This is a genomic window from Prevotella sp. 10(H) (assembly GCF_000711235.1).
In the GTDB taxonomy this organism is placed as follows: domain Bacteria; phylum Bacteroidota; class Bacteroidia; order Bacteroidales; family Dysgonomonadaceae; genus Dysgonomonas.
Window position 1 is genome coordinate 523423 of record NZ_JOMI01000009.1, and the last position, 23753, is coordinate 547175.

Annotated in this window: 20 protein-coding genes and 1 tRNA gene; 17 read left to right on the forward strand and 4 right to left on the reverse strand. The window is 39.6% G+C overall.

Features of this window, described 5'->3' with window-relative positions; translation table 11 throughout:
* The first annotated feature begins 107 nt into the window (after positions 1–107).
* The 10 genes from K348_RS0117590 (at position 108) to K348_RS0117635 (ending at position 10162) form a co-directional block, all read left to right on the forward strand.
* The gene (locus tag K348_RS0117590; RefSeq protein ID WP_029906854.1) at positions 108–767 is read left to right on the forward strand and encodes a hypothetical protein; all 660 of its coding nucleotides are present in this window, start codon (positions 108–110) and stop codon (positions 765–767) included.
* A 173-nt stretch (positions 768–940) separates the two neighbouring features.
* Entirely contained in the window at positions 941–1681 is a 741-nt protein-coding gene (rlmB, locus tag K348_RS0117595; protein WP_029906855.1) for a 23S rRNA (guanosine(2251)-2'-O)-methyltransferase RlmB, read from the forward strand.
* Positions 1682–1705: 24 nt separating this feature from the next.
* Positions 1706–2083, forward strand: coding sequence for a RidA family protein (locus K348_RS0117600; RefSeq protein WP_029906856.1), 378 nt, complete (start codon positions 1706–1708; stop codon positions 2081–2083).
* 74 nt (positions 2084–2157) lie between these two features.
* Complete coding sequence (gene ribD / locus K348_RS0117605) at positions 2158–3222, forward strand: bifunctional diaminohydroxyphosphoribosylaminopyrimidine deaminase/5-amino-6-(5-phosphoribosylamino)uracil reductase RibD (RefSeq protein ID WP_029906857.1); 1065 nt, start codon at positions 2158–2160, stop codon at positions 3220–3222.
* Positions 3223–3299: 77 nt separating this feature from the next.
* Positions 3300–4682 (forward strand): DUF6242 domain-containing protein, encoded by a 1383-nt coding sequence (locus tag K348_RS0117610; RefSeq protein WP_029906858.1) that lies wholly within the window; start codon positions 3300–3302, stop codon positions 4680–4682.
* 70 nt (positions 4683–4752) lie between these two features.
* A complete protein-coding gene (locus K348_RS0117615; RefSeq protein WP_029906859.1) occupies positions 4753–5463 on the forward strand; it encodes a DUF6089 family protein in 711 nt (236 codons plus the stop codon).
* Positions 5464–5482: 19 nt separating this feature from the next.
* On the forward strand, positions 5483–6232 hold the full coding sequence (locus K348_RS0117620; RefSeq protein ID WP_029906860.1) for an isoprenyl transferase: 750 nt from the start codon (positions 5483–5485) through the stop codon (positions 6230–6232).
* 72 nt (positions 6233–6304) lie between these two features.
* Entirely contained in the window at positions 6305–8998 is a 2694-nt protein-coding gene (locus tag K348_RS0117625) for an outer membrane protein assembly factor (protein WP_029906861.1), read from the forward strand.
* A 90-nt stretch (positions 8999–9088) separates the two neighbouring features.
* A complete protein-coding gene (locus K348_RS0117630) occupies positions 9089–9604 on the forward strand; it encodes an OmpH family outer membrane protein (RefSeq protein WP_029906862.1) in 516 nt (171 codons plus the stop codon).
* 57 nt (positions 9605–9661) lie between these two features.
* On the forward strand, positions 9662–10162 hold the full coding sequence (locus K348_RS0117635; RefSeq protein ID WP_036930769.1) for an OmpH family outer membrane protein: 501 nt from the start codon (positions 9662–9664) through the stop codon (positions 10160–10162).
* A gap of 58 nt (positions 10163–10220) precedes the next feature.
* Here K348_RS0117635 and K348_RS0117640 read toward each other — a convergent pair whose 3' ends face one another.
* Together K348_RS0117640 and cysK are read right to left on the reverse strand one after the other, a co-directional pair.
* The gene (locus K348_RS0117640; protein WP_029906864.1) at positions 10221–11516 is read right to left on the reverse strand and encodes an O-acetylhomoserine aminocarboxypropyltransferase/cysteine synthase family protein; all 1296 of its coding nucleotides are present in this window, start codon (positions 11514–11516) and stop codon (positions 10221–10223) included.
* Between the two features lie 366 nt (positions 11517–11882).
* A complete protein-coding gene (cysK, locus tag K348_RS0117645; protein ID WP_029906865.1) occupies positions 11883–12830 on the reverse strand; it encodes a cysteine synthase A in 948 nt (315 codons plus the stop codon).
* A 260-nt stretch (positions 12831–13090) separates the two neighbouring features.
* Between cysK and murF the strand changes: the two genes are divergently transcribed.
* The 7 genes from murF to K348_RS0117680 all read left to right on the forward strand — a co-directional run bounded on the left by murF (position 13091) and on the right by K348_RS0117680 (position 19827).
* Complete coding sequence (gene murF / locus K348_RS0117650) at positions 13091–14377, forward strand: UDP-N-acetylmuramoyl-tripeptide--D-alanyl-D-alanine ligase (protein ID WP_029906866.1); 1287 nt, start codon at positions 13091–13093, stop codon at positions 14375–14377.
* Between the two features lie 179 nt (positions 14378–14556).
* On the forward strand, positions 14557–15384 hold the full coding sequence (locus K348_RS0117655; protein WP_029906867.1) for a patatin-like phospholipase family protein: 828 nt from the start codon (positions 14557–14559) through the stop codon (positions 15382–15384).
* A 5-nt stretch (positions 15385–15389) separates the two neighbouring features.
* Positions 15390–17081 (forward strand): alpha-amylase family glycosyl hydrolase, encoded by a 1692-nt coding sequence (locus K348_RS0117660; RefSeq protein WP_029906868.1) that lies wholly within the window; start codon positions 15390–15392, stop codon positions 17079–17081.
* An 83-nt stretch (positions 17082–17164) separates the two neighbouring features.
* A complete protein-coding gene (locus K348_RS0117665; RefSeq protein ID WP_029906869.1) occupies positions 17165–18103 on the forward strand; it encodes a ribose-phosphate pyrophosphokinase in 939 nt (312 codons plus the stop codon).
* A gap of 153 nt (positions 18104–18256) precedes the next feature.
* On the forward strand, positions 18257–18919 hold the full coding sequence (locus tag K348_RS0117670; protein ID WP_029906870.1) for a phosphatidylserine decarboxylase family protein: 663 nt from the start codon (positions 18257–18259) through the stop codon (positions 18917–18919).
* Positions 18920–18926: 7 nt separating this feature from the next.
* Positions 18927–19634, forward strand: coding sequence for a CDP-diacylglycerol--serine O-phosphatidyltransferase (pssA, locus tag K348_RS0117675; RefSeq protein WP_029906871.1), 708 nt, complete (start codon positions 18927–18929; stop codon positions 19632–19634).
* Positions 19635–19753: 119 nt separating this feature from the next.
* A tRNA-Ile gene (locus K348_RS0117680) sits at positions 19754–19827 on the forward strand.
* A 295-nt stretch (positions 19828–20122) separates the two neighbouring features.
* Here the strand turns inward: K348_RS0117680 and K348_RS0117685 are convergent.
* Positions 20123–22219 carry a S46 family peptidase gene (locus tag K348_RS0117685; protein WP_029906872.1) on the reverse strand — a complete coding sequence of 699 codons (2097 nt, stop codon included), beginning with the start codon at positions 22217–22219 and terminating at the stop codon, positions 20123–20125.
* Positions 22220–22459: 240 nt separating this feature from the next.
* Positions 22460–23404, reverse strand: coding sequence for a manganese catalase family protein (locus tag K348_RS0117690; protein WP_029906873.1), 945 nt, complete (start codon positions 23402–23404; stop codon positions 22460–22462).
* Between the last annotated feature and the right edge of the window lie 349 nt (positions 23405–23753).

Here is a 23753-nt window from a genome sequence, read left to right on the forward strand (position 1 = left end):
GTTAATATATGTAAATGATAAACCAGAAAATATTTCTTAGCTTTATGGGCAATATACAGACAGTGAATTCATAAGCAATATTTTGAAATAAAGAAATACAATATACTATGGCTAAAATAAACATATCATTTGAGAAAATCAGAAAATATTTATTAGATGTTTCTGTAGTTGTAATAGGTGTGGCTATCACGTTAGCTGCAAGCTATTGGATTACCGGCAATAACGAACGAAGAGATATGGCTCTTTATCTGGATACCATAAAGCTGGAGTTGGAAGAGAACAAAAGCATGCTCGACTCAACCGTAAAACGATTGCAACCCTCGGTCAAATATGCCGACTATCTGCGGTCGCACGATATGAAGTCACTAAATGCGGATACAATCAGATTCTATGCCCCTTTTTATTTAGAAGTTGCTTCAATTAATATCAAGACCGATGCTTTTGATATGTTTAAGACTTCCGGTAACATGCGTTTGGTAAAAGATAAAAAGCTATTACTTACGATATGGGAAACATACGCCAGATTAGCTGAATTCAAAGAAACATTTGACTCATTTATGCAAATGAAGACAGATGAAATTAGAAAAGAGGTTGAACTTCGCTCGTTATATGATCTTTGGTTATTGCCTGATGAGGAACTATTGAAAAATGTACCCATACATAAATATTATACCCGTATAAGTGCCCCTTATATGCTTCCAGCCGCGTGTAAGCATAGTTCGAATATGATAAGTGAAACAATAACAAAGTTAGAAGAAGCGAAATAGTGTATTTTATACTTCTCTGATTTTGTTGTTCTTCCGGAACTCCGTATTTCATAAACTCAGATCAATACAATAGGGAATAACCCTAATTTAAAGGATAGAACATAAATGAACTGCATATCGTTTTCATATTACCCTTAGTTGCAGTATCTTTGTTCGCCAATAATAAACAGAGAATGAAAGAAAAAGAAATGATTTTCGGCATACGTGCTGTAATAGAAGCCGTAGAAGCCGGAAAAGAAATAGATAAGGTAATTATTAAACGGGAATTGCAAGGCGATTTGTCGAAAGAGTTGCTGACGCTATTGAAGTCGCACGATATACCTGTACAACGTGTGCCGAATGAGCGTCTAGACCGTTTTACACGTAAAAATCATCAGGGAGTGATTGCCTTCCTGTCGGCTATTACCTACGAGAAAATAGAAGATATTGTACCGTTCCTTTATGAAAACGGGAAAGACCCTTTCGTTTTGGTGCTTGACGGCATAACCGATGTTCGCAACTTCGGTGCTATTGCCCGTACTTGCGAAGTGGCGGGTGTGAATGCCATTGTCATTCCAGCAAAAGGAAGCGTGACCGTGAATGCCGATGCAGTGAAAACATCAGGAGGAGCATTGCTTAAAATCCCTGTTTGCAAGGAGCAAAATCTGACGCAGGCTATCCAGTTCCTGAAAAATAGCGGCATCAAAATCGTAGCAGCTACCGAACGGGGAGCAGACATGTATACAGACGTGGATTATTCAGGCCCTGTGGCTTTCGTTATGGGCGCTGAAGATACAGGAGTATCGAATGACAATCTGCGCATCGCGGATAATCTGGTAAAAATACCGCAATTCGGGACTATCGGTTCACTGAATGTGTCTGTAGCAGCCGGAGTATTGATATATGAAGTCATCCGTCAAAAAGGTTTGAAGTAAAATATAATTTTAAAAACAGAAGCGATGAAAAAAGTTATAGCAACTGAAAATGCCCCTGCGGCAATAGGCCCGTACAGTCAGGCAATAGAAGCCAACGGATTTGTATTTGTTTCGGGGCAGCTGCCTGTCGATCCTGCAACAGGAGATTTTCCAGCCGAAGATATCAGGGAGCAAACCACACAGTCATTCAAAAATATAAAGGCAATACTAGATGAAGTCGGCTTAACAATGGATAATATCGTTAAAGTTACCGTATTCCTTAACGACATTGCAAACTTTGCAGGGATGAATGAAGTATATGAAACGCAATTCACAGGAACATTCCCTGCCCGTTCGGCTTTTGCTGTAAGGGATCTGCCCAAAGGAGCAATGGTAGAAATAGAGGTAATTGCTGCAAGATAGGCTTTAAGAAAAAACAGTTAAAATAAAATATACTTATGATAATTGCGTTTCTCAATTTGTAGAAACTTAACAGTATGACTATAGACGAGAAATACATGCATCGTTGCCTGCAGCTTGCCCAAAACGGAAGAGGCTATACAAGCCCCAATCCAATGGTAGGTTCCGTCATAGTACATAATGGTAAAATCATAGGAGAGGGTTATCACCGTCAGTATGGGAAGCCGCATGCCGAGGTGAATGCCATAGATAGTGTGAAGGATAAATCACTGTTGAAGAAATCCACTATCTATGTTTCTCTCGAACCTTGTTCCCACTACGGAAAAACGCCTCCCTGCGCACAACTGATTATCGACAGCGGAATACCCGAAGCAGTAATTGCTTGTCTCGATCCTTATCCTGCTGTATCAGGCAGAGGAATAAAGATGTTGCAAGATGCCGGGGTAAAAGTGACTATGGGAGTATTGGAAAAAGAGGCATGGCATCTGAATAAGGAATTTATTACCGCTCAAACGCAAAACCGTCCGTATATATACCTGAAATGGGCGCAGACTCAGGACGGATTTATCGATAAGGAACGGAACGAAAACGAACAGCCGCAGCCAACCCCTATCTCGAACGATTTCTCTCGTATTCTTGTGCATAAAAAAAGAGCGGAAGTCGGAGCTATTAAGATAGGGACTAATACGGCAGTAAAAGACAATCCGTCGCTCACTACCCGTTTCTGGTACGGAAAGAATCCTGTAAGGATTGTTCTGGACAGGCAGGGAAGGATTCCCACATCGTATAATATATTCGATGGTAGGGTACAGACGATTGTTTTTACAGAGAAGATATACGAAAATACATCGGACAACGTTATTTATATCCGGACAGACTTCGGAAAGAATCTCTTTGATAATATCTTCTGTGATTTGAGGAGCCGTAAGATTCACTCAGTTCTTGTAGAAGGGGGATGCGAATTATTACAGAGCCTTATAGACAGAAAGATGTGGGACGAAGCATATATAGAAACATCGTCTATATGTTTCGGTAAGGGAGTAAAAGCTCCGCGGATTGAAGGAAATACTGTTGAAGAGAGGAGTTGGGGCTCGTCGCGACAGCTGCATTTAAGCAATCCGGATAACTATAAAATTTTATAAATATTAGATTTGTTGAGGTGTAAGCCGAAATTCTTTCTATTTTTGCACATTGATATTGAATAAATCTGTTTAAACTAATGAAATTGAAGCCAATTACTAAGCTATTGTTCGTAATTATTTCTGTCTTTGCATTGAGTTCCTGTAACAGCAGCGATACAGAATACACTACCGGCAGCCTTTCGGGTGATGCCCAGATATATAGCTTCAAAATAGATGCAAAGCCATTTACGGCAATCGATACTATCAATTATCCTGCTTTGGCCAAGACTCGTTTCGCGATAGATCAACAAGGCCTTCTTATCTACAATCCCGATTCGCTGCCTTACCGCACTGTTTTGAGAAAGTGTTTGGCTACTGTAGCATTTCCGAGTACAATTAGTAAATTTCAGCTGATATATCCTAAGGATTCGATAGTGGATTGGAATGCAACCGATTCTGTTGATTTTTCTACATATCTTTACCCTAAATTTAGTCTTTCTCCTCAGAATGGGCAGGAATCACCTAGGATTTATACAGTAAAAATCCTGATACATCAGGAAAATCCTGATACCATGGTATGGAGACCCAAGACAACAACAGGTTATCCGACTACTATAAGCAATCAAAAGACATTGTTGGTTAATAATACATTCTATACCTTTATCACCACAGGCGATAATGTATATCTCTATACTGCCGATAAACCTGCAACGCAAGAAGGTACTTTGGCTTACACACGCCAGAATGTATCGGGATTGAATGCATCTAAACTTAATCTTGAAAGTATAATTTTCTTCAATGATAAGTTCTTTGCTGTTAACGATGGTAAGGGTTATGTAGCCGATATCAACGGTACAAACTGGAGCAAAAAGAACGATGCTGTAGCAGTCACAAACATTATCGGCGTATTGCCAACAACAAAGGCTGAAACCGATTCGCTCCTTATCATAACTAATGAGGCGGACGGTCCGCATTTTGCCAAGACCAGAGATATGCAGACAATATTAGTGAAAGGTAAAGTGAATGAAGACTTTCCTCTTTCCGGTTATTCATCCGTTACGAATTATGACAGGAATAATCTGAACAACTGTATACTTGCTGTTACGGGAGGCGCAAGTTCTGCAAATTATGCTAAAACATGGTCTCTTAAGACGACTGATAAAAATATATTAGAGGTTATTTCGAACCAATCAAATCCGACGTTTCCTAAAAAGGCCGGCATATCAACTTTCCTTTATGATGGTTATATGTATGCCTTAACCGGAAACCAGCTGTATAAAACGGTAAGTTACGGATATAAATGGATAAAGGCTCCAAGTGTGGAAAAAGTAGACCTGTTTATGCCGGTAGCACACGGTCAATCGGTAATTGTAGATAGTGACAACTTTATCTGGGTATTCGGCGGAATACGTGATTCGGGCACTAATCCTGTTGTCGAGGTTTGGACCGGCAGATTGAACAAACTCAAAGCCAAAAAGTAAATTCGGAGTTATTCCGGTATACTTTAAGTCCTGTTTCTTGCGTTATAAAGAGAAACAATGTATTGATACAATGAGTAAAAGAAAGATATTATATACCTTACTATTGGTTGTTATCTGTTCTTTCTTCTCTTTCATCGAACTTAAAGCGCAAGATGATTATAAATTTGAGATAGGAGGAATGGCAGGAACCTCTTTTTATATGGGGGATGCCAATAAGACTAAACTATATCAGAACCCGGGCTTATCTGCAGGTGCTATATTCAGATACAATATAGACCTCAGATGGTCAGTGAAGAGTAACTTTGTAATTGGGAAAGTATCGGATGATACCCGCGATTCGGGAAACAAATTCCCGTTTGGAAGAGAAACTTCTTTTAGCAGGATGTTTTACGAACTAGGCACCCAAATTGAATTTAACTTCTTCAATTACAGTGATAAGTTTGGTTATCTCGGAGCAAAACGGATATCGCCGTATATCTTTACTGGTATAGGCGCTACCTTAGGCTCCGGTGAGAAGACGTTTTTTGATGTAAATATTCCCTTAGGCGTTGGGGTTAAATATAAATTAAGGGACAGATTGAATTTAGGCTTTGAATTCTCTTTCAGGAAGTTGTTCAGCGACTCGTTCGATGTAACCAAGAAAGGGCAAAGTCTGGAACTTGAAGAGCCATATAAAATAAAGGGCAATATCTTTAAAAACAATGACTGGTATTCCCTTACTATGATAACTTTAACCTGGGATTTCGGAGCGAGGGTATGTCCTTGCCTGAATATTGATTAGAAATATAAACTAAATACAAATGTCATATCTTGACCAAATAGATAAAGGACGGATACCCAAGCATATTGCCGTAATTATGGACGGTAACGGGCGATGGGCTAAAAAACAAAATCTGGACAGGACATTCGGACACAAAGAAGGTATAGCTGCTGTTCGCAGGGCCATAGAAGGTGCATCCAGAGCGCAGGTCGCTTACCTTACACTCTATACATTTTCTACAGAAAACTGGAAGCGTCCCGAAGAAGAGGTCAAGGCTCTTATGGCATTGATGGTGCAGGCTGTAGCAAACGAAACACCCGAACTGGTTAAAAACAACGTAAGGGTAAAAGTTATCGGTGATATCGATCGCCTGCCGGAAGATACAAGAAATGCACTCGACTATTGTCTCAAGACTACATCGGTATGTACTGGTACAACAGTTATTCTGGCTCTGAGTTATTCTTCGAAGTGGGAACTGACAAAGGCAATGAAGGATATAGCTGCAGATGTAAAATCAGGACAATTGGATGCAAACGATATAAATGAAACACTCATAGGTTCTTATCTGGGAACGAAAGGTATTCCTGATCCCGATATATTGATAAGAACAGGGGGGGAGTTTCGCGTAAGCAACTTTCTTCTTTGGCAGATAGCATATTCGGAACTTTATTTTACCGATGAGTTGTGGCCCGATTTTAAAGAAGAATCCTTATACAAGGCAATTATTGATTTCCAGAACAGGGAAAGACGTTTTGGAAAAACGAGCGAACAAATATCAGGTAAACCCTGATTGCAGTATCTAAATATTAACTATTTGACTCAAACCAAAATCAGATATTAGAAAGTAACCACTCGACAAAATATGTTCAAAAGAAGTTTATTTTTTCTATTCATTCTCCTCTGCTCCATATCTATGAGCACTAAGGCTCAGGTAGCAGACACTTCTGCAGAGCTCAACGAAGTGAATAAAGCCTTACAGGCAAATGTAGATAGCCTGCCGGTGATTTCATACAATACCAGTAAAAAGTATGAAATAGCAGATCTGAAGCTTTCAGGTATTGTCAATCCGATGTATGAAGATTATACATTATTCGGGTTTGCGCAGTTGCAGGTAGGCGATAAAATTGAAATACCCGGGGCTGAGATAACAAATGCAGTAAGACGTTTCTGGAGACAGGGATTATTCTCGGATGTAAAGATTATGGCTACCAAAATCGAAGGGAACAAGATCTGGATAGAAATAAACCTGAAAGAACGTCCGCGTATATCCGACATTGTTTATTCTGGGATGAAGAAAGGTGAACGTCAGGACATCGAGGCAAAAATCGGCATGGTGAAGAACCTGCAGGTTACTCCTAATCAGATGGATAGGGCAAGGACTATCATAAAGAAATATTTCGATGAAAAAGGTTTTACCAAAGCCGAAATCTCCCTGACTGAAAAACCGGACTTATCAAAGGAGAATCATGTCATATTGAACATTGATGTTACAAAGAAAAACAAGACAAAGGTTAACAAAATAACATTCGAAGGAAATACCGAAGTTAAAGCCAGAACACTCGAAAAAGCAATGAAGAAGACTCGTCATAAAAGCAACTGGCGCTCATGGCTGGCTAATTTCCTTCGCTCAACCAAATTTGTATCCGAAAGCTATGAGGAGGATAAAGAGTTATTGATTGAGAAATATAATGAATTGGGATACCGTAATGCAGTTATCACATGGGACACTGTATATTCAGATCCTCAAAAACCTGAAAAAGTTGATATTGAAATTAAGGTAGAAGAAGGAAAACAGTTCTTCCTTAAAGATATCAAATGGGTAGGGAATACGCATTATCCGACATGGCAGCTTCAGCAGGTACTGAATATGAAGCCCGGAGATGTTTATAACCAGAAAAAACTGACAGAACAGCTAACGATGAATGAAGAATCTGTGATGAACTACTTTTATCAAAATCACGGATATATATTCTCGAACGCCGACCCTGTTGAAGTCAATATAGATAACGACTCTATCGACCTCGAGATTCGTATCATGGAAGGACCTAAAGCATCTATCAGAAAAGTAAGCATTTCGGGAAATGACCGTGTATATGAAGATGTTGTTCGTCGCGAATTAAGGGTTAAGCCGGGTGCACTATACAGTCGTGACGATATTGTTCGTTCACTCAGGGAAATAGCCCAAACTGGTCACTTCGACCCTGAAAATCTGAATCCGGGTATTGTGCCTGACCCTGAATCGGGAACAGTCGATATCAGCTTACCGTTAGTATCCAAAGCAAACGACCAGGTCGAATTCTCTGCCGGATGGGGTCAAACGGGTATCATCGGTAAATTAAGTCTGAAGTTCTCCAACTTCTCACTAAAAAACTTGTTGAATCCTAAATCATATAAAGGTATCATACCTCAGGGTGAAGGACAAACGCTTACATTGAGTGCGCAGACAAATGCTAAATTCTATCAATCATACTATGTATCTTTCATGGACCCTTGGTTTGGAGGTAAGCGTCCGAACTCTCTGTCTGTGGGACTGTCTTATTCAAGACAAACCGATATTAATAGCCGTTATATAAACAATAACTATGGCTATGGATATGGCTACGGTTACGGCTATGGTTATGGTGGCTATGGTGGTTATGGCAACAGCGGATACGGAGACTATAGTTTTGCAGCCGACCCGAATAAGTCTATTCAGATGATAGGGGCCTCTGTAGGTTATGGTAAGCGTTTAAGCTGGCCGGATGATTATTTCTTCGTACAAGCCGAGCTATCTTACCAGATGTACCGGATGAAAGACTGGGCATACTTTATAGTTAAGGATGGTGTTTGTAATAGTTTGAGTCTGAACCTTTCATTAAACAGGCGCTCTATCGACAACCCTATATATACACGCCGGGGAACAGATATCTCTTTGAGTTTGCAAGTCACCCCTCCATTCTCTGCTTTTGATGGGAAAGATTATGCAAATATGAAACGTGACGACAATGGCTACGAGCCGGGTGAAAAGTTTAAATGGATAGAATACCACAAATGGAAATTTAAGGCTAAGACCTTTACTTCACTATACGATACCAAGAAGACACCAGTATTGATGACCCGTGCCGAATACGGATTTGTGGGATACTTCAATAAAAATAAGAAATCTCCATTCGAAACATTCTATGTCGGAGGTGACGGTATGTCAGGATATTCAAGTACATATGCTACCGAAACAATCGGTTTGCGCGGTTACGAAAACGGAGCATTGGGAACACAGGCAAGTGCTTACTCACGTCTCGCTCTGGAACTAAGATATCCACTCATATTGGAACCGTCTTCTACTATCTATTTGCTTACATTTGTTGAAGCAGGTAATGCATGGAATGACCTGAAAGATTTCAATCCTTTCAGTTTGAAACGTTCTGCCGGAGTAGGCGCACGTATTATGCTTCCGATGATCGGATTAATGGGTATAGACTGGGCATATGGATTCGACCCGATTGAGAGTAATATACTTACTTCTTCACGCGACAGGAGCGGAAGCCAGTTCCACTTTATCATTGGTCAGGAATTCTAAATATTCGCAAATTAACATTATTTATACAAGCGCGAATAAACAAAAGCATAAACTGGGTGTCTAATATATATCACCAAAAAATTAACAGTTATGAAAAAGATACTATTGCTATTTACATTACTTATCGGGGTTACTGCCGGCAGCTATGCTCAAAAGTTTGCCCTGATAGATATGGAATATATATTAAAGAACATCAGTAGCTACGAAACTGCACAGGAACAACTTGACGTAATGTCAAAGAAATGGCAGGGCGAAGTAGAGAAGGTACAGGCGGACGTAAAGAATATGTACAAACAATATCAGACCGATCTGGTATTCCTATCTGCTGAGCAAAAGACTAAAAGGGAGAACGAAATAGTAGAGAAGGAAAAAAGCCTTCAAGAACTCAATAAAAAGTATTTTGGTCCTGAAGGAGAGCTTTTTAAAAGAAGAGAAGCTTTGGTAAAGCCTATTCAGGATGATATATATAATGCGATAAAAGAAATATCAGAGGCAAAAGGTTACCAACTGGTGCTGGACAGGTCTTCGGCCGAGAGCGTTATTTTCGCTTCTCCGAGGATTGACATTAGTAATGAAGTTCTTGCAAAACTCGGATATTCAAAATAATTATTTATATTTGTCGTCGCATAATATAGAATTAACCACTTAAAAGAACTTATAACTATGTTGAAAAAGCTAATCCTGTTACTTATTGTAATAGTGCCAATGTCGATCTTTGCACAAGATAAAATTGCTTATATCAATGCAAATGAGATCTTCTCTAAAATGCCGGAATTGAAAGATGTTGAAACAAAACTGGCTGCTAAAAGTGAAACTATCAAAAAGAACGCTGCTGCAATAGAAGCAGAATATACTAAGAAAGTTGAAGAATTTCAGAAAGATACAACCAACCTTACTGAAAGCGTTATTGTTGACAGGCAAACTCAGTTAGACGGATTGAGAGACAGATACCAAAACTTTATCCAGACAAGTCAGACTGAATATGAGAAAGAGCAACAGACATTGCTTACACCTCTTCAACAGAAAATGAGACAAGCTATAAAAGATGTAGGCGACGAGAATAATTATGTATATATCCTCGATGCAGCTACTCTTTTACACATTGGCTCGAACGCTATCGATGCCAGCAAAATGGTTAAAACCAAACTGGGAATTACTGACTAGTTCTGAATATAAGATATAGGAAGAGAGGCTGATTGATATAATCAACCTCTTTTCTGTTTTATATCTTCGCTAAAGCTTTCTCCAGATCAGCTTTTATATCATCAATATTTTCAATACCTACCGATAGCCGCAACAATCCGGGAATTGCCCCTGTTGCAACCTTTTCTTTGTCAGATAACTGTTCGTGAGTAGTTGCTGCCGGGTGGATGATAAGGGACTTCGCATCGCCTACATTCGCCAGATGGCTTATCAGTTCCAGAGAGTTGATCACCTTATCGGCATTTTCCCCTCCCCCTTTTACTTTGAAAGATAGTACACCGCCAAATCCGCGTTTGAAGTACTTCTTAGCCAAACTATGGTACTTACTGCTTTCCAAGCCCGGATAATTCACGTATTCCACCTTTGGATGCTGTTCTAGCCATTGGGCAATAGCCAGTGCATTTTCCACATGGCGCTCTACCCGTAAAGACAATGTTTCCAGCCCTTGCAACAGAAGGAAGGAGTTGAACGGGCTGATCGTATTCCCCCAATCACGAAGGCCCTCCACGCGGGCACGAATAGTGAATGCAATATTACCGAATGGCCCATTCGCTCCGAAGACATCCCAGAATACCAAACCATGATAACTTTCCGACGGATCGGTGAATTCAGGGAATTTGCCGTTACCCCAATTAAACTTACCACTGTCGACAATCACTCCACCGAGAGAAGTTCCATGTCCGCCTATCCACTTTGTAGCACTCTCCACTACAATGGTAGCGCCATGCTCCAATGGACGGAATATATAACCTCCGGCTCCGAAGGTATTATCCACAATAAGAGGAATACCATGCTTATCTGCAATTGCAGCTATCGCTTCAAAATCAGGGATATTAAGATCGGGATTGCCGATTGTCTCCAGATAGATTGCCTTTGTCTTATCGTCTATCAGCTTCTCGAATGACGCAGGCTCATCATCGGGCGTAAAACGTGCTTCGACCCCTAAACGTTTAAACTGAATCTTAAACTGATTATAAGTGCCTCCATAGAGATGCGAGGTAGTGACAAAGTTATGCCCGGCTGATAATATATTATTCAGTACAATAAATTGCGCCGATTGTCCCGAAGATGTAGCCAAAGCTGATGCCCCTCCCTCAAGTGCAGCAATGCGTTTTTCGAAGACATCCGTTGTCGGATTCATCAGGCGTGTATAAATATTTCCGAACTTACGCAATCCGAACAAATCGGCTCCGTATTGCGCATCGTCGAAAGTATATGAACTAGTCTGATATATCGGTACAGCACGTGAGTGCGTTACCGAATCTTTTTCCTGACCTGCATGTACTTGCAGCGTTTCAAATTTATAATTACTCATTTTTATTAGTCAAATTAAATTTACATATATTAACGATATATAGTTAAAAAGTAACGAAAGTAACGGAAATTTCAGTTGACAAGTAAACGAGATACGAGTTGAAAGACTCGTCTACTTGTTTACCCGATTACTTGTATCTAATCGAAGTATTTCACATTCATTAACCATATATTGTTAAAAGGTAACAAAAGTAACATATTTCTCTCCTTTTTATTCTCGCTTTAATTACTCTTTATTGTTTTCAAAGAACGATAGGCAAAGAACCCCTATATAGATAAATCATTTACTTATTTATCTATCTTAAAAAGGTAATCAGCCTAACTTAATATACTGATTACCTACTCAAAACAAAACAATCGGATATAATTAAAGTGGATACTCTTCAAATGCATATAATACTGTAGACAGATATCGCTCTCCGGTATCAGGAAGAATAACCACTATATTTTTGTGTTTATTCTCCGGTCTTTTAGCAAGCTGGGTAGCGGCATATGCTGCTGCTCCCGATGATATACCTACCAGCAAACCTTCTTCGCGGGCAAGCTCGCGACTGGTTCGGATAGAATCATCGTTGCTTACCTGTATTATCTCATCTACTACTACCGAATCGTAAGTCTTAGGTACAAATCCTGCCCCGATGCCCTGTATCTTATGAGGCCCCGCTTTTCCACCCGATAATACGGGAGAATCGATTGGTTCTACAGCCACGATTTTTACGTCGGGTTTATATTTTTTCAGAACTTCACCTACCCCACTTATTGTACCGCCTGTACCTACACCGGCTACGAAGATATCGACTTTCCCGTCTGTATCTTTCCAAATTTCTTCGGCGGTAGTTTTCCTGTGTATAGCCGGATTGGCCGGATTGGCAAATTGTTGTAGAACAACAACTTTAGGATTTTCACGTTGCATTTCTTCGGCTTTTGCTATCGCTCCTTTCATCCCTTCGGGGCCGGGAGTAAGCACTATATTGGCACCTAATGCCTTGAGCAGGTTGCGACGCTCTATACTCATGGTTTCCGGCATAGTCAGGGTCAGTTTATAACCCTTAGCTGCTGCTACGAATGCCAGTCCTATACCTGTGTTCCCGCTTGTCGGTTCCACCAGTTCGCTGTCGGGTTTCAGTACACCTGATGCTTCAGCATCCTCTATCATGGCATTGGCAATACGATCCTTTACGCTCGATGCAGGATTAAAGTACTCCAGTTTACCTATTACATGCGCTTCCAGCCCATGTTTTTTATTATAGTTAGACAACTCCAGTAATGGAGTGTTACCTATCAAATCTGTCAGTTTCTTAGCTATTTTTGCCATAAGATTTTAGTTTTTATGTTTATATTATATGTTACAAAGTTAAATTTTATTTATCATATCTGAAATCGCTAAAACGAGGTATTTTCATACCATAAATATGGTATAATTTATAAAGTAAAAAACGTTAAGAAGTACTACCAATCCGAATAATTAACGTTATATTCGTATAGCCTTAAATAATCTTATAGATGTATACAGAAAAGAACAATAATAGTAGACAAAATGTTGTTTAAGATAAATAATTTCATCCCTAATTGACCATGGAGATATCCGAACTATATAAGATTTATAAACAATATCCGACAGTTTCGACCGATACGCGCAACAGCCCTAAAGGCTCGATTTTTTTTGCCCTTAAGGGAGCTAATTTTAATGGAAATGAGTATGCTGAAAAATCTATCGACGCAGGTTGTAGTTATGCTGTAGTCGATGAAGCAAAATATGCGACAAGGCCGAATATAATTCTGGTAGAAAATAGTCTGGAAACATTACAAAAGCTGGCGAATCATCACCGCAAACAGATGAAAACACCTGTAATAGGCATTACAGGAACGAATGGGAAAACAACCACCAAAGAACTGATAACTTCCGTACTATCTCAGGAATATAACGTGCTGGCTACCGAAGGGAACCTGAATAACCATATAGGAGTACCGCTGACGTTGCTACGATTGAAGAAAGAGCATGAGATTGCTGTTGTGGAAATGGGGGCGAGCCATGTAGGAGAAATAAAATTCCTTTCAGAGATGGCTATGCCGAATTATGGTGTGATAACAAATATAGGTCATGCACATATCGAAGGCTTCGGATCATACGAAAACGTGATAAAGGCTAAAGGCGAACTTTATGAATATATAAGGAGTACGCGCGATGGTAAGATATTTATCGATTACGATAATTCTTTGCTTAGGGAAATGTCGGAAGGCATTACATCTATATATTATGGCTTTGAAGAAAATCTTTTCATTTCGGGTAAGGTATTATCACTAAGGCCTTTCCTCGAATTCGAATGGAAATTCGGCAATAAGCGAAATAAAGTGAAGACTAACCTTATCGGGGAGTATAACTTGACGAACGTACTGGCTGCTATAACAATTGGCAAGTATCTGGGAGTAAAGGCTCCGTTGATATGTAAGGCAATTGAAGGATACGTTCCTACCAATAACCGTTCGCAGCTTAAGGAAACCGATAGGAACATGCTCATCATAGATGCATATAATGCCAATCCTACAAGCATGCATGCTGCACTCGAAAATTTCGATCATATGGATGTAAATCATAAAGTTCTGATTCTGGGAGATATGAAGGAACTGGGCCCCGATACCGATATGGAGCATCAGAAGGTTGCTGATTATGTTTCTCACCACAACTTCGACAAAGTAATATTTGTTGGTGACAACTTCAGCCGTATCCATACCGATTATCCGCGTTTTACCGATCTGGATAGTCTGAGGACTTATTTAACGAAAAATCCGATAGAAGACAGCTATGTGTTGTTGAAAGGTTCGCGTAGTGTTCAACTCGAGAAATGCATAGACGTATTATAAGATATCTGCAGAAATAAAAAAGCAGGGTTTTCTACAGTAAGAAGATCCTGCTTTTTGCTTTCTGTTAATATTCACTTTATTTTCTCCTTCTCATATTACTTTCCGGTTAACAGTTTTATTTATACGGGTTTTTATGAGTAATTTTGCTCAGATTTTAAGAATATCTAACACAATAATAAATGAATCCGGAAAAGAATATGTATAAACTGGGTATTGCCCTCAGTGGAGGAGGTGCAAAAGGCTTTGCGCATTTAGGTGTTCTGCAGGCTCTTAATGAAATCGGACTGTATCCTGAAGTTATTGCTGGTACAAGTGCCGGAGCATTTGCCGGAGTCCTTTATGCCGACGGACATACACCTAAAGAAATACTTACTTTTTTCCAGAAGAAAGTTTTTCGCGAATTTGCAGAATTTGCCATTCCGCATGGAGGAATATTCAAGAATGACGGTTTTCGCTCTTTCCTAAAAAAGCACCTGCGTTCAAAAACATTTGAGGATCTGCTGATTCCGTTGCAAGTAGTTGCTACCGATATAGAGTATGGCGAAAGCCACACGTTTACATCTGGCCCGCTTATTCCGGCTGTATTGGCTTCCTGTTCGGTACCAATTGTATTTCGTCCGGTAGAAATCAATGAACATTATTATGTGGATGGCGGTTTATTTAAAAACTTCCCCGTATCGGTGATACGGCGCGAATGCACCAAGATAATAGGTGTAAATGTAAGTCCTATTACAAAAGCAGAGTACAGAAGTTCGATAAAATATATTGCCGAACGTTCGTTCCATTACATGTCGGGGTCAAATACGTTACTCGACCGTAACCTCTGTGATTATTTGATAGAATCGACTTCGTTGTCCCAGTATTCGATGTTCGATCTCGAGCATATCGAAGAAATTTTTCAGGCCGGATACGATCTGACCATGGATTTCATTGACGAAAACAGGGAATCCCTGATTAAGGATTTTCCTATAATTGCACTTTACGACGAAAAAATTTGTTTAAAATAAAGGAAATGAAAGAGAAAATTTTTATTTACCAGGTACTTCCCAGACTATTCGGAAACAATAACAGCCTTAACAAAGAGAATGGTACACTCGAGGAAAACGGAGTGGGCAAACTCTCGGCGTTCGACAATAAAGCGCTGAAAGAGGTGAAGAAGATGGGATTTACCCATATATGGTATACCGGTGTACTCGAGCATGCCTCAAAGACAGATTATTCAGCATATAATATACCCAAAGATAATCCCGATGTGATAAAAGGGAACGCAGGTTCACCCTATGCTATACGCGACTACTACGATATATCGCCCGATCTGGCAGATGTCGTGGAAAACAGGATGGCCGAATTTGATGCTTTAATAGAACGCACTCACAAAAACGGGCTGAAAGCTATCATAGATTTCGTTCCTAACCATGTGGCCCGTCAGTATTACTCGGATGCAAAGCCTGAAAAGGTGAAAGATTTCGGGGAAGATGATAAGACTGATCTGGCTTTCGATCCGGACAATAACTTTTATTATATTCCCGGAGAGAAACTGGAGTTACAGTTCCCCGTTCAGGAGGGAGATGGCGCTTATGTTGAGTTCCCAGCCAAAGCAACAGGCAATGATTGCTTTAACAATAAGCCGGGTATAAACGACTGGTATGAAACTATAAAACTTAACTATGGAGTGGATTATATGCATGGTAGAACAAATTGCTTTACTCCTGTGCCCGACACATGGCTGAAGATGAAAGATGTTCTCATGTACTGGATCGAAAAAGGAGTGGATGGCTTCCGTTGCGATATGGCGGAAATGGTTCCCGTCGAATTCTGGAGTTGGGTAATTCCTAAAGTAAAAGTGAAAAATAAATCACTGATATTTATTGCGGAAATATACAATCCGTCTCAATATCATAATTATATACATTGGGGGATGTTCGATTATTTGTATGATAAGGTGGATCTTTACGATACATTGCGAGACGTTATATGCGGCAGGAAACCGACATCGGAGATTACTTTCTCGTGGCAGCGGATAGGCGATCTGCAACCCCATATGCTTAACTTTCTTGAAAATCATGATGAGCAAAGAATTGCCTCAGACTTTTTTGCCGGGGATGCTTTCAAGGCTGTTCCGGGAATGATTGTAAGCGCTACGATGCATACAAATCCTGTAATGATTTATTTCGGACAGGAGCTGGGTGAACGGGCAATGGATAAGGAAGGCTTCAGCGGACGGGATGGACGGACAACTATCTTCGACTATTGGTCTGTGGAATCTATACGCAACTGGAGGAATAACGGGGCTTTTAGTGCAGATAATTTGAGCGAAGAACAGATAAGGCTGCGTAAGTTTTATTTGCAGCTGATACAGATAGCTAAAGATGAAGAGTGTATAAACTCCGGCAAGTTTTTTGACCTGATGTACAGTAATTATGAGAATCCCGAATTTGATTCTACAAAGCAGTATGCATTCCTGCGTTCGGGAAAAAATGAATTCATAATGGTAATTGCAAACTTCGCAGCAGAGGCTAAAGAAGTATGTGTCCATATTCCTGATGATGCTTTTGTATATATGGGTATTGAGCCTCAGAAGATTAAATCGGCAAAAGAATTGTTTACCAAGAAGAATATACCATTAAGTTCGCGTTGGGATAAAGGCTTATATATAAGTATGGAATCATATTCGGGAAAAATCATCAAATTTTCTATGATATAACTCTTTGGACTGATTTGTTTTTCCTAATTTTACAGCGTCTAACAAAACAGTAACCTATAATTGTCAAAAAGTTTAACGAAAAAATGGAAAGTAACGTTCCTTTCAAAATTTTCTCCGGGACAAAATCCCGTTATTTAGCTGAAAAAATCTGTGCAAGTTTAGGATGTCCTTTAGGAAAAATGAATATCGAGCGTTTCGCCGATGGCGAATTCTCCGTTTCATACGAAGAGTCGATAAGGGGATGTCAGGTGTTTCTGGTGCAATCAACATTCCCGTCTTCGGATAATCTTATGGAATTGTTACTAATGATCGATGCGGCAAAACGGGCATCGGCTCATTCCATAATTGCAGTTATTCCTTATTTCGGCTGGGCAAGGCAAGACCGTAAGGACAAGCCGCGTGTATCTATCGGTGCAAAGCTTATTGCCGACATGCTGGCAGCAGCAGGTATCAGCCGGTTGATAACTATGGACTTACATGCCGACCAGATACAGGGATTCTTTAATGTTCCGGTAGACCACCTTTATGCTTCTGCCATATTTGTAGATTACATTAAGTCGCTTGACCGCGAGAATCTGGTAATTGCAACACCGGATGTAGGAGGAACGAAACGTGCCAGTTCGTATGCAAAATATTTCGGCATACCTATGGTTATCTGTTATAAACTTCGCAAAAAAGCAAATGAAATATCCGAGATGCAGATAATCGGAGATGTTTCGGGTATGGATGTACTGCTGGTAGATGATATCGTGGATACCGCAGGCACCATAACAAAAGCTGCCGACCTGATGATGGCAAGCGGTGCCAAATCGGTACGTGCAATAGCCAGCCATGCGGTGATGTCGGATCCGGCATCGCAAAGGGTAGACTTTTCAGGCCTGACCGAAATGGTATTCACCGATAGTATTCCCTACTCTAAAAAATGTGAAAAAGTTGTTATACTTTCTGTAGCGGATGTATTTGCCAATGCTATCAGAAGAGTCCTTTCGAACGAGTCTATCAGTTCATTATACGTTTTGTAAGCAATTACACCCCGATTTATAAAACAAAAAATAAAGAGAGATTATTTAATCTCTCTTTTTGTATGTCCTAAAAAGAGAAAAGCAAATTTGTATATATCATCAAATAAAGATACTTTTGCATGTTACAACGAATTTGTTTTATAAAATACAATAATGAAAGTTCATCACGAAGGACGCGGCGTTTTAACGACATACCTCATTATATTAGTCATCCTGAATGGAGCACTATGGTATTTTTTTCATCTGCCCGTTCTGTCCTATATTGTAGGTGCAGCATCTTTGATCCTCTTTCTGATAGTATTGAATTTTTACAGAAGCCCATACCGCCAGTTTGAAGGAGATACAGACGGCATAGTCGTTGCTTCGGCTGATGGCAAGATCGTTGCTATTGAAGAAGTATATGAGAGTGAATATTTTAAGGATAAGCGAATTGTTATTTCTATATTCATGTCTCCTTTCAATGTGCATGCCAACTGGTATCCTATTAATGGTAAGGTGTTGATGTCGAAACACCACGACGGACGTTTTATGGCTGCTTATCTGCCCAAATCGAGCACCGAAAACGAACGTTCTACAGTGGTGATGGAAACTGAGGATGGTAAGCATCAGATATTATTAAGGCAGGTGGCAGGAGCCATGGCCCGGCGTATTGTTACATACGCCCAAGTGGGAGAGACTGCCCATATCGACGAGCATCTGGGTTTTATTAAACTCGGGTCGCGTGTCGATGTATATCTCCCTGTAGGAACTGAAGTATTGGTGGAGATGGATCAGAAGGTGACAGGTAATCAGACTGTTATCGCCAAATTCAAATAATTGAGACATGAAAAGACATATACCTAACGTATTTACTTCTTTCAATCTTTTTTCGGGCTGTATAGCTACAGTAATGGCTTTTCAGGGTGAATATACATGGGTTGTAGTATGGGTTGTTATTGCTGCCTTTTTCGACTTTTGTGACGGTTTCTCGGCTCGTTTACTCAAGGCTTATTCGCCAATGGGAAAAGAACTGGATTCATTGGCCGACATGGTAAGTTTCGGTGTGGCCCCGAGCATGATCGTATTCCATTTTTTATCAGCAAATGTGATTCGTATATCTCAAAACCCTGTTATTACTGAATATTTGCCGTATATAGCATTCTTACTGGCTGTATTTTCTGCATTGAGATTAGCTAAATTCAATATAGATACCCGTCAGTCCGAGTCATTTATCGGGCTCAATACGCCTGCAAACGCTATGTTCTGGATAAGTTTTTGCTACGGGTTGGTACATGAGGCTCCGATGATTACTCCGGTTTTAGTATACACAGTATTAGCAGCCATTCTGGTATTTTCTTCCCTTATGGTATCGGAAATACCAATGTTCTCATTGAAAGTAAAGCATATTAAATTTAAGGGGAATGAGTACCGCTATTTCCTTGTAATATTCATGGTCGGACTAGTTGCATATATAGGTATACTCGGTATTGCCGGCGGTATATTGCTATATATTGCTCTTTCGATAATAACCAGCCGTAATCAGTCTGCCTGAATTGCATGCAGTTACGGTACTGGCCTACATTTTTCGAACTATTTTTCGTGCAAATGTTTGCTGGTTTCAGCAAAAAGCAGTAATATTGCATCCGATTTCGGGTTAACCACCGAAAATCAGGTCCTATAGCTCAGTTGGTTAGAGCATCTGACTCATAATCAGGGGGTCCCTGGTTCAAGCCCAGGTGGGACCACTTACAATCAAAGAGTTACAATATATGTTGTAACTCTTTTTCTATTTATGTTAGGGGATAATATAGTCTACTGAATGGCTGTACCCAAAGGAATGTCTATAACCTATTCAATAAACAGTCGGGAGAATATACACCGATGAAAATCAAAACGGAAGGTACTCCGTTCCGTTTATTGTCTTTTGAGGACTAACGAATAATAGAAACGAGATGCTTAAAGTTTCTCGTTTTTTATATATAAGTTTTCTTGTTAGATAACTACTCTCTGTCTGACATAATGTAGAATACAATTACTAAACTATTTTTTCAGCGTCATCTCGTTGATTAAATATCCGGCACCGCAAACTTTTTCTGTTACAAAAAGGATATAGCGGATATCCAGACCTATATTGCGGCATATGCTAGGGTCGAATTCGATATCGCTCATGGTGCTTGTCCATGTACGGTCGAAATTAAGGCCGATTAATTCACCTTTTCCATTCAGTACGGGACTACCGCTGTTTCCACCACTGGTATGATTACTGGCTAGGAAACAAACCGGAATTGTACCGTTCGTTTCCCATCTTCCATAATCTGCAGCAGAATGAACATCCCGTAGCTTCTGCGGAATATTGAAATCGTAATCTTCAGGATTATCTTTAGCGATAATTCCTTCTAATGTAGTTACCGGTACATACCATACTCCATCTTCCGGTGAATAGCCGCTTACCGAACCATAAGCAACTCTTAAAGTATGATTGGCATCGGGGAAGAAGGCCCGGTTTGTCTTTTTTTCGGCATCGTATTCCTGCTGTCCACGAACGAATACTTTCTGAAGTGATTCTATATTTGCATTGTATGTTTCTAAATAGTTCAGGACTTTATTTCTGTACATATCTCTGAATGCCGAATATAACTTTACTGCCGGATCTTCAATAAAATTGTAGCCTTTATTTATTCCCGCTTTCAGATTCTCTTCGGAAACGAATAAAGAATTCTCGAAAAGGGAATCAATATATTTATTAACTCCTCCCGCATCCGATATATTTTTGTTTACCTCAACCGGAATAAATTCTTTCGGCACATTGTTCATATATTCAGCCAATACCTTTTTGGCTATTCTTATATCGATTTCCGGATAATAATCTTTATAGAATCCGGTTAACGCTGCAGGAACTGTATCAGTTGTGTTACTTGACCATTTGCCGGCCAGTTCTACAGCCTTTATGAGTTCTATTGCCCTGATTGCCTCATTATAATAATCACGTACAAGTGCATAATCATGGATCAAATCGTACTGATTCTTAAGGTCGGAGATTACATCTTTATACTCTGCTTTTCCTTGTGCCCACTCGTTAAAAGACATTTCATAAGCCCTTTTCTTATCTATGGTATTCAGTCGGTGCAGCCCAAGGCTTTCTCCCTGCCACTTTTTCCAAGCATTCGCAATATTAGCCTCCTTATAGGCATAGGCGATTCTTATTGCAGGATCAGATTTGCGGGCTTTTTGTATCTCTTCCAGCCGCATAGTTCTCAGTTTTATCTTTGCAGGGTTCGAATAATTGAGAATATCATCTACTCCTTCCGAAAAAAGATATTGCTGTGTACGCGCCGGGTAACCGTATATCATAGTGAAGTCACCCTCATTTATACCTTTGGTGGCTATATTGAAATATTTCTTTGGCCTGTATGGAACATTGTCTTTGGAATATGGTGCCGGCTTGTTGTCCTTTCCTGCATATACCCGGAAATACATAAAGTCTCCGGTATGACGCGGCCACATCCAGTTGTCCGTTTCCCCGCCGAACTTTCCGATAGAAGAAGGTGGTGCGCCGACTATACGCACATCTTTAAAGACTTCGTATATATAAACATAATACTGATTGCTGTAATAGATCGGTTTTACCTCTGCCATATAATCGGTTCCTTCTACAGATTCTTTTATTATCTTCTCTATATTGTCCTGCTTGATTCTTTCCGTATCGGTTGCATTCTGTCCATTCGTTCCGGCAAGTATTTTATCCGTGACGTCTTCCATGCGTATCAGAAATTTTGCTTCCAGCCCCGGATTTGGCAATTCTTCATCCCTGTTCTTTGCCCAGAATCCGTCTTTAAGGTAGTCATGTGTTACCGAGCTGTGTTTTTGCAGTTGAGAGAATCCGCAGTGATGATTGGTAAGCATGAGTCCGTCAGGTGATATCATTCCTCCCGTACATCCCCCACCGAATATTACAACTGCATCTTTGTAAGATGGCTTTTTCGTATTGTAGATATCATCTGCAGAAAGAGAAGAACCTTTCGATTTCATATCTTTTATGCGTTCCCCTATCATGGACGGTACCCACATACCTCCCTGAGCCGAAGAATAAATGTAAGGAAACAATATGCATGCAATAATGAGAGTGATTTTTTTCATAGTAGAAAGTATATTGAATAATTATTTAATGCTAAATTATAAATTTTAAGTCATAATATTCTATGTACAGTTTATAAGTTTTTATCAGGATAAAGGGAGTTCCTCTATTTTTAAGTAAACATGCAGAGGATAATAACTTTTCAGATTTTTTGCGCTAGGATTCGAAGTCTCATAATCGGCTGAAAGTAAGCTCAAATGAAAGGGTTACAATTTAAATTGCAACCCTTTTCTGATTATATATTATTTTTTCTTTTTCTTAAATTGTGTCCATTGCTGGTCTTTTTCCGGATTCGCTTCTCTGACTTTCGTACTACGTTCCTCACTGAGTTTTTTATCCAGATCTTCAATAGATTTGTCTGTCCGGTCTGTTCCTTTAGGCTCCAAGTCTAATAAACCGTTCGTTTCATCTGCTTGTTTCACAGCATCATCACACACCTGCCATTCTTCTTTGAGCTGAGTACTCATACCTTCTTTCCATGGGCCGTTATACTTATCGCCTTTCGACATATTATAATGAGTATTGCTATATTTTTGATTTCCTTGCAATATTCCCGGAGGGAAATTCGGTTCAATAGTTTGCAATGCGGCTTCGAACTGTTGGTAATGAGTAATCTCCCGGGTCATCAGAAATCCTAGTGTTTTCTTTACCCACGGGTCATCTGTGTATTTGAATAAATATTCATATACGATTTTAGCTCTTGATTCAGATGCAATATTAGATCTCATATCTACTGTAGGGTCGGAATTGGCACTTATATATGCTGCGGTCCAAGGATTGCCGTTGCTGTCGGATAAGATTACACTTCCTGCCGAGATAATTCCGAATTGAGGATTAACCAGGGCTTCATGGATAAATTCTTCCTTGGCGGCTTTTCCATTCATAACGCCGTTATATTCGGCATTCTCATGCATATCTTTCATCTCGCCATTGATACCGGTAAGTAACATTTGTATGGTAGCGCCCACCATTTCCAAGTGTCCGAGCTCTTCTGCTGCAATGTCCATTAACATATCATAGATTTCCGGATACGTATTCTTACAGGAATAAGCCTGAACAAAATATTGCATTGCTGCTGATAATTCTCCATTCGCTCCTCCGAATTGTTCGAGCATAAGACGGGCAAACCGTGGATCTGGTTTTGATACACGTACATTAAATTGGGTTTCTTTTACATGATAAAACATAATACTAATCTTTTTAGTTGAAAATTGGTTGCATAACCCGATAAATATTTATGTTCTGATAATACTATCAGAATTACAATCTGCAGGTTATACTTTATTTTTATAATTAATAGAACAAATCTATTATATGATTAGTTTTGTCTTGACATAATAAATGTCGAGGATTTTATAAATTATTTTTTATTAGATTTCCATAATTTCTTGCACGAAATACAGTTTTATAATTATAATTGTATCTATAACTTTAAATTTATTATTGTAAAAATCATTTAAACTTCTCTTTAAAGATTCATCCTCTAAAACTTGTTTTATCTTTGATGCATCATGATCGCCGTTTTGTTAAATAATT

Bases quoted from the DNA above. Each gene is read 5' to 3' on its own strand.
- K348_RS0117590 (WP_029906854.1), top strand. From the start codon at position 108: ATGGCTAAAATAAACATATCATTTGAGAAAATCAGAAAATATTTATTA.
- rlmB (WP_029906855.1), top strand. From the start codon at position 941: ATGAAAGAAAAAGAAATGATTTTCGGCATACGTGCTGTAATAGAAGCC.
- K348_RS0117600 (WP_029906856.1), top strand. From the start codon at position 1,706: ATGAAAAAAGTTATAGCAACTGAAAATGCCCCTGCGGCAATAGGCCCG.
- ribD (WP_029906857.1), top strand. From the start codon at position 2,158: ATGACTATAGACGAGAAATACATGCATCGTTGCCTGCAGCTTGCCCAA.
- K348_RS0117610 (WP_029906858.1), top strand. From the start codon at position 3,300: ATGAAATTGAAGCCAATTACTAAGCTATTGTTCGTAATTATTTCTGTC.
- K348_RS0117615 (WP_029906859.1), top strand. From the start codon at position 4,753: ATGAGTAAAAGAAAGATATTATATACCTTACTATTGGTTGTTATCTGT.
- K348_RS0117620 (WP_029906860.1), top strand. From the start codon at position 5,483: ATGTCATATCTTGACCAAATAGATAAAGGACGGATACCCAAGCATATT.
- K348_RS0117625 (WP_029906861.1), top strand. From the start codon at position 6,305: ATGTTCAAAAGAAGTTTATTTTTTCTATTCATTCTCCTCTGCTCCATA.
- K348_RS0117630 (WP_029906862.1), top strand. From the start codon at position 9,089: ATGAAAAAGATACTATTGCTATTTACATTACTTATCGGGGTTACTGCC.
- K348_RS0117635 (WP_036930769.1), top strand. From the start codon at position 9,662: ATGTTGAAAAAGCTAATCCTGTTACTTATTGTAATAGTGCCAATGTCG.
- K348_RS0117640 (WP_029906864.1), bottom strand. From the start codon at position 11,516: ATGAGTAATTATAAATTTGAAACGCTGCAAGTACATGCAGGTCAGGAA.
- cysK (WP_029906865.1), bottom strand. From the start codon at position 12,830: ATGGCAAAAATAGCTAAGAAACTGACAGATTTGATAGGTAACACTCCA.
- murF (WP_029906866.1), top strand. From the start codon at position 13,091: ATGGAGATATCCGAACTATATAAGATTTATAAACAATATCCGACAGTT.
- K348_RS0117655 (WP_029906867.1), top strand. From the start codon at position 14,557: ATGAATCCGGAAAAGAATATGTATAAACTGGGTATTGCCCTCAGTGGA.
- K348_RS0117660 (WP_029906868.1), top strand. From the start codon at position 15,390: ATGAAAGAGAAAATTTTTATTTACCAGGTACTTCCCAGACTATTCGGA.
- K348_RS0117665 (WP_029906869.1), top strand. From the start codon at position 17,165: ATGGAAAGTAACGTTCCTTTCAAAATTTTCTCCGGGACAAAATCCCGT.
- K348_RS0117670 (WP_029906870.1), top strand. From the start codon at position 18,257: ATGAAAGTTCATCACGAAGGACGCGGCGTTTTAACGACATACCTCATT.
- pssA (WP_029906871.1), top strand. From the start codon at position 18,927: ATGAAAAGACATATACCTAACGTATTTACTTCTTTCAATCTTTTTTCG.
- K348_RS0117685 (WP_029906872.1), bottom strand. From the start codon at position 22,219: ATGAAAAAAATCACTCTCATTATTGCATGCATATTGTTTCCTTACATT.
- K348_RS0117690 (WP_029906873.1), bottom strand. From the start codon at position 23,404: ATGTTTTATCATGTAAAAGAAACCCAATTTAATGTACGTGTATCAAAA.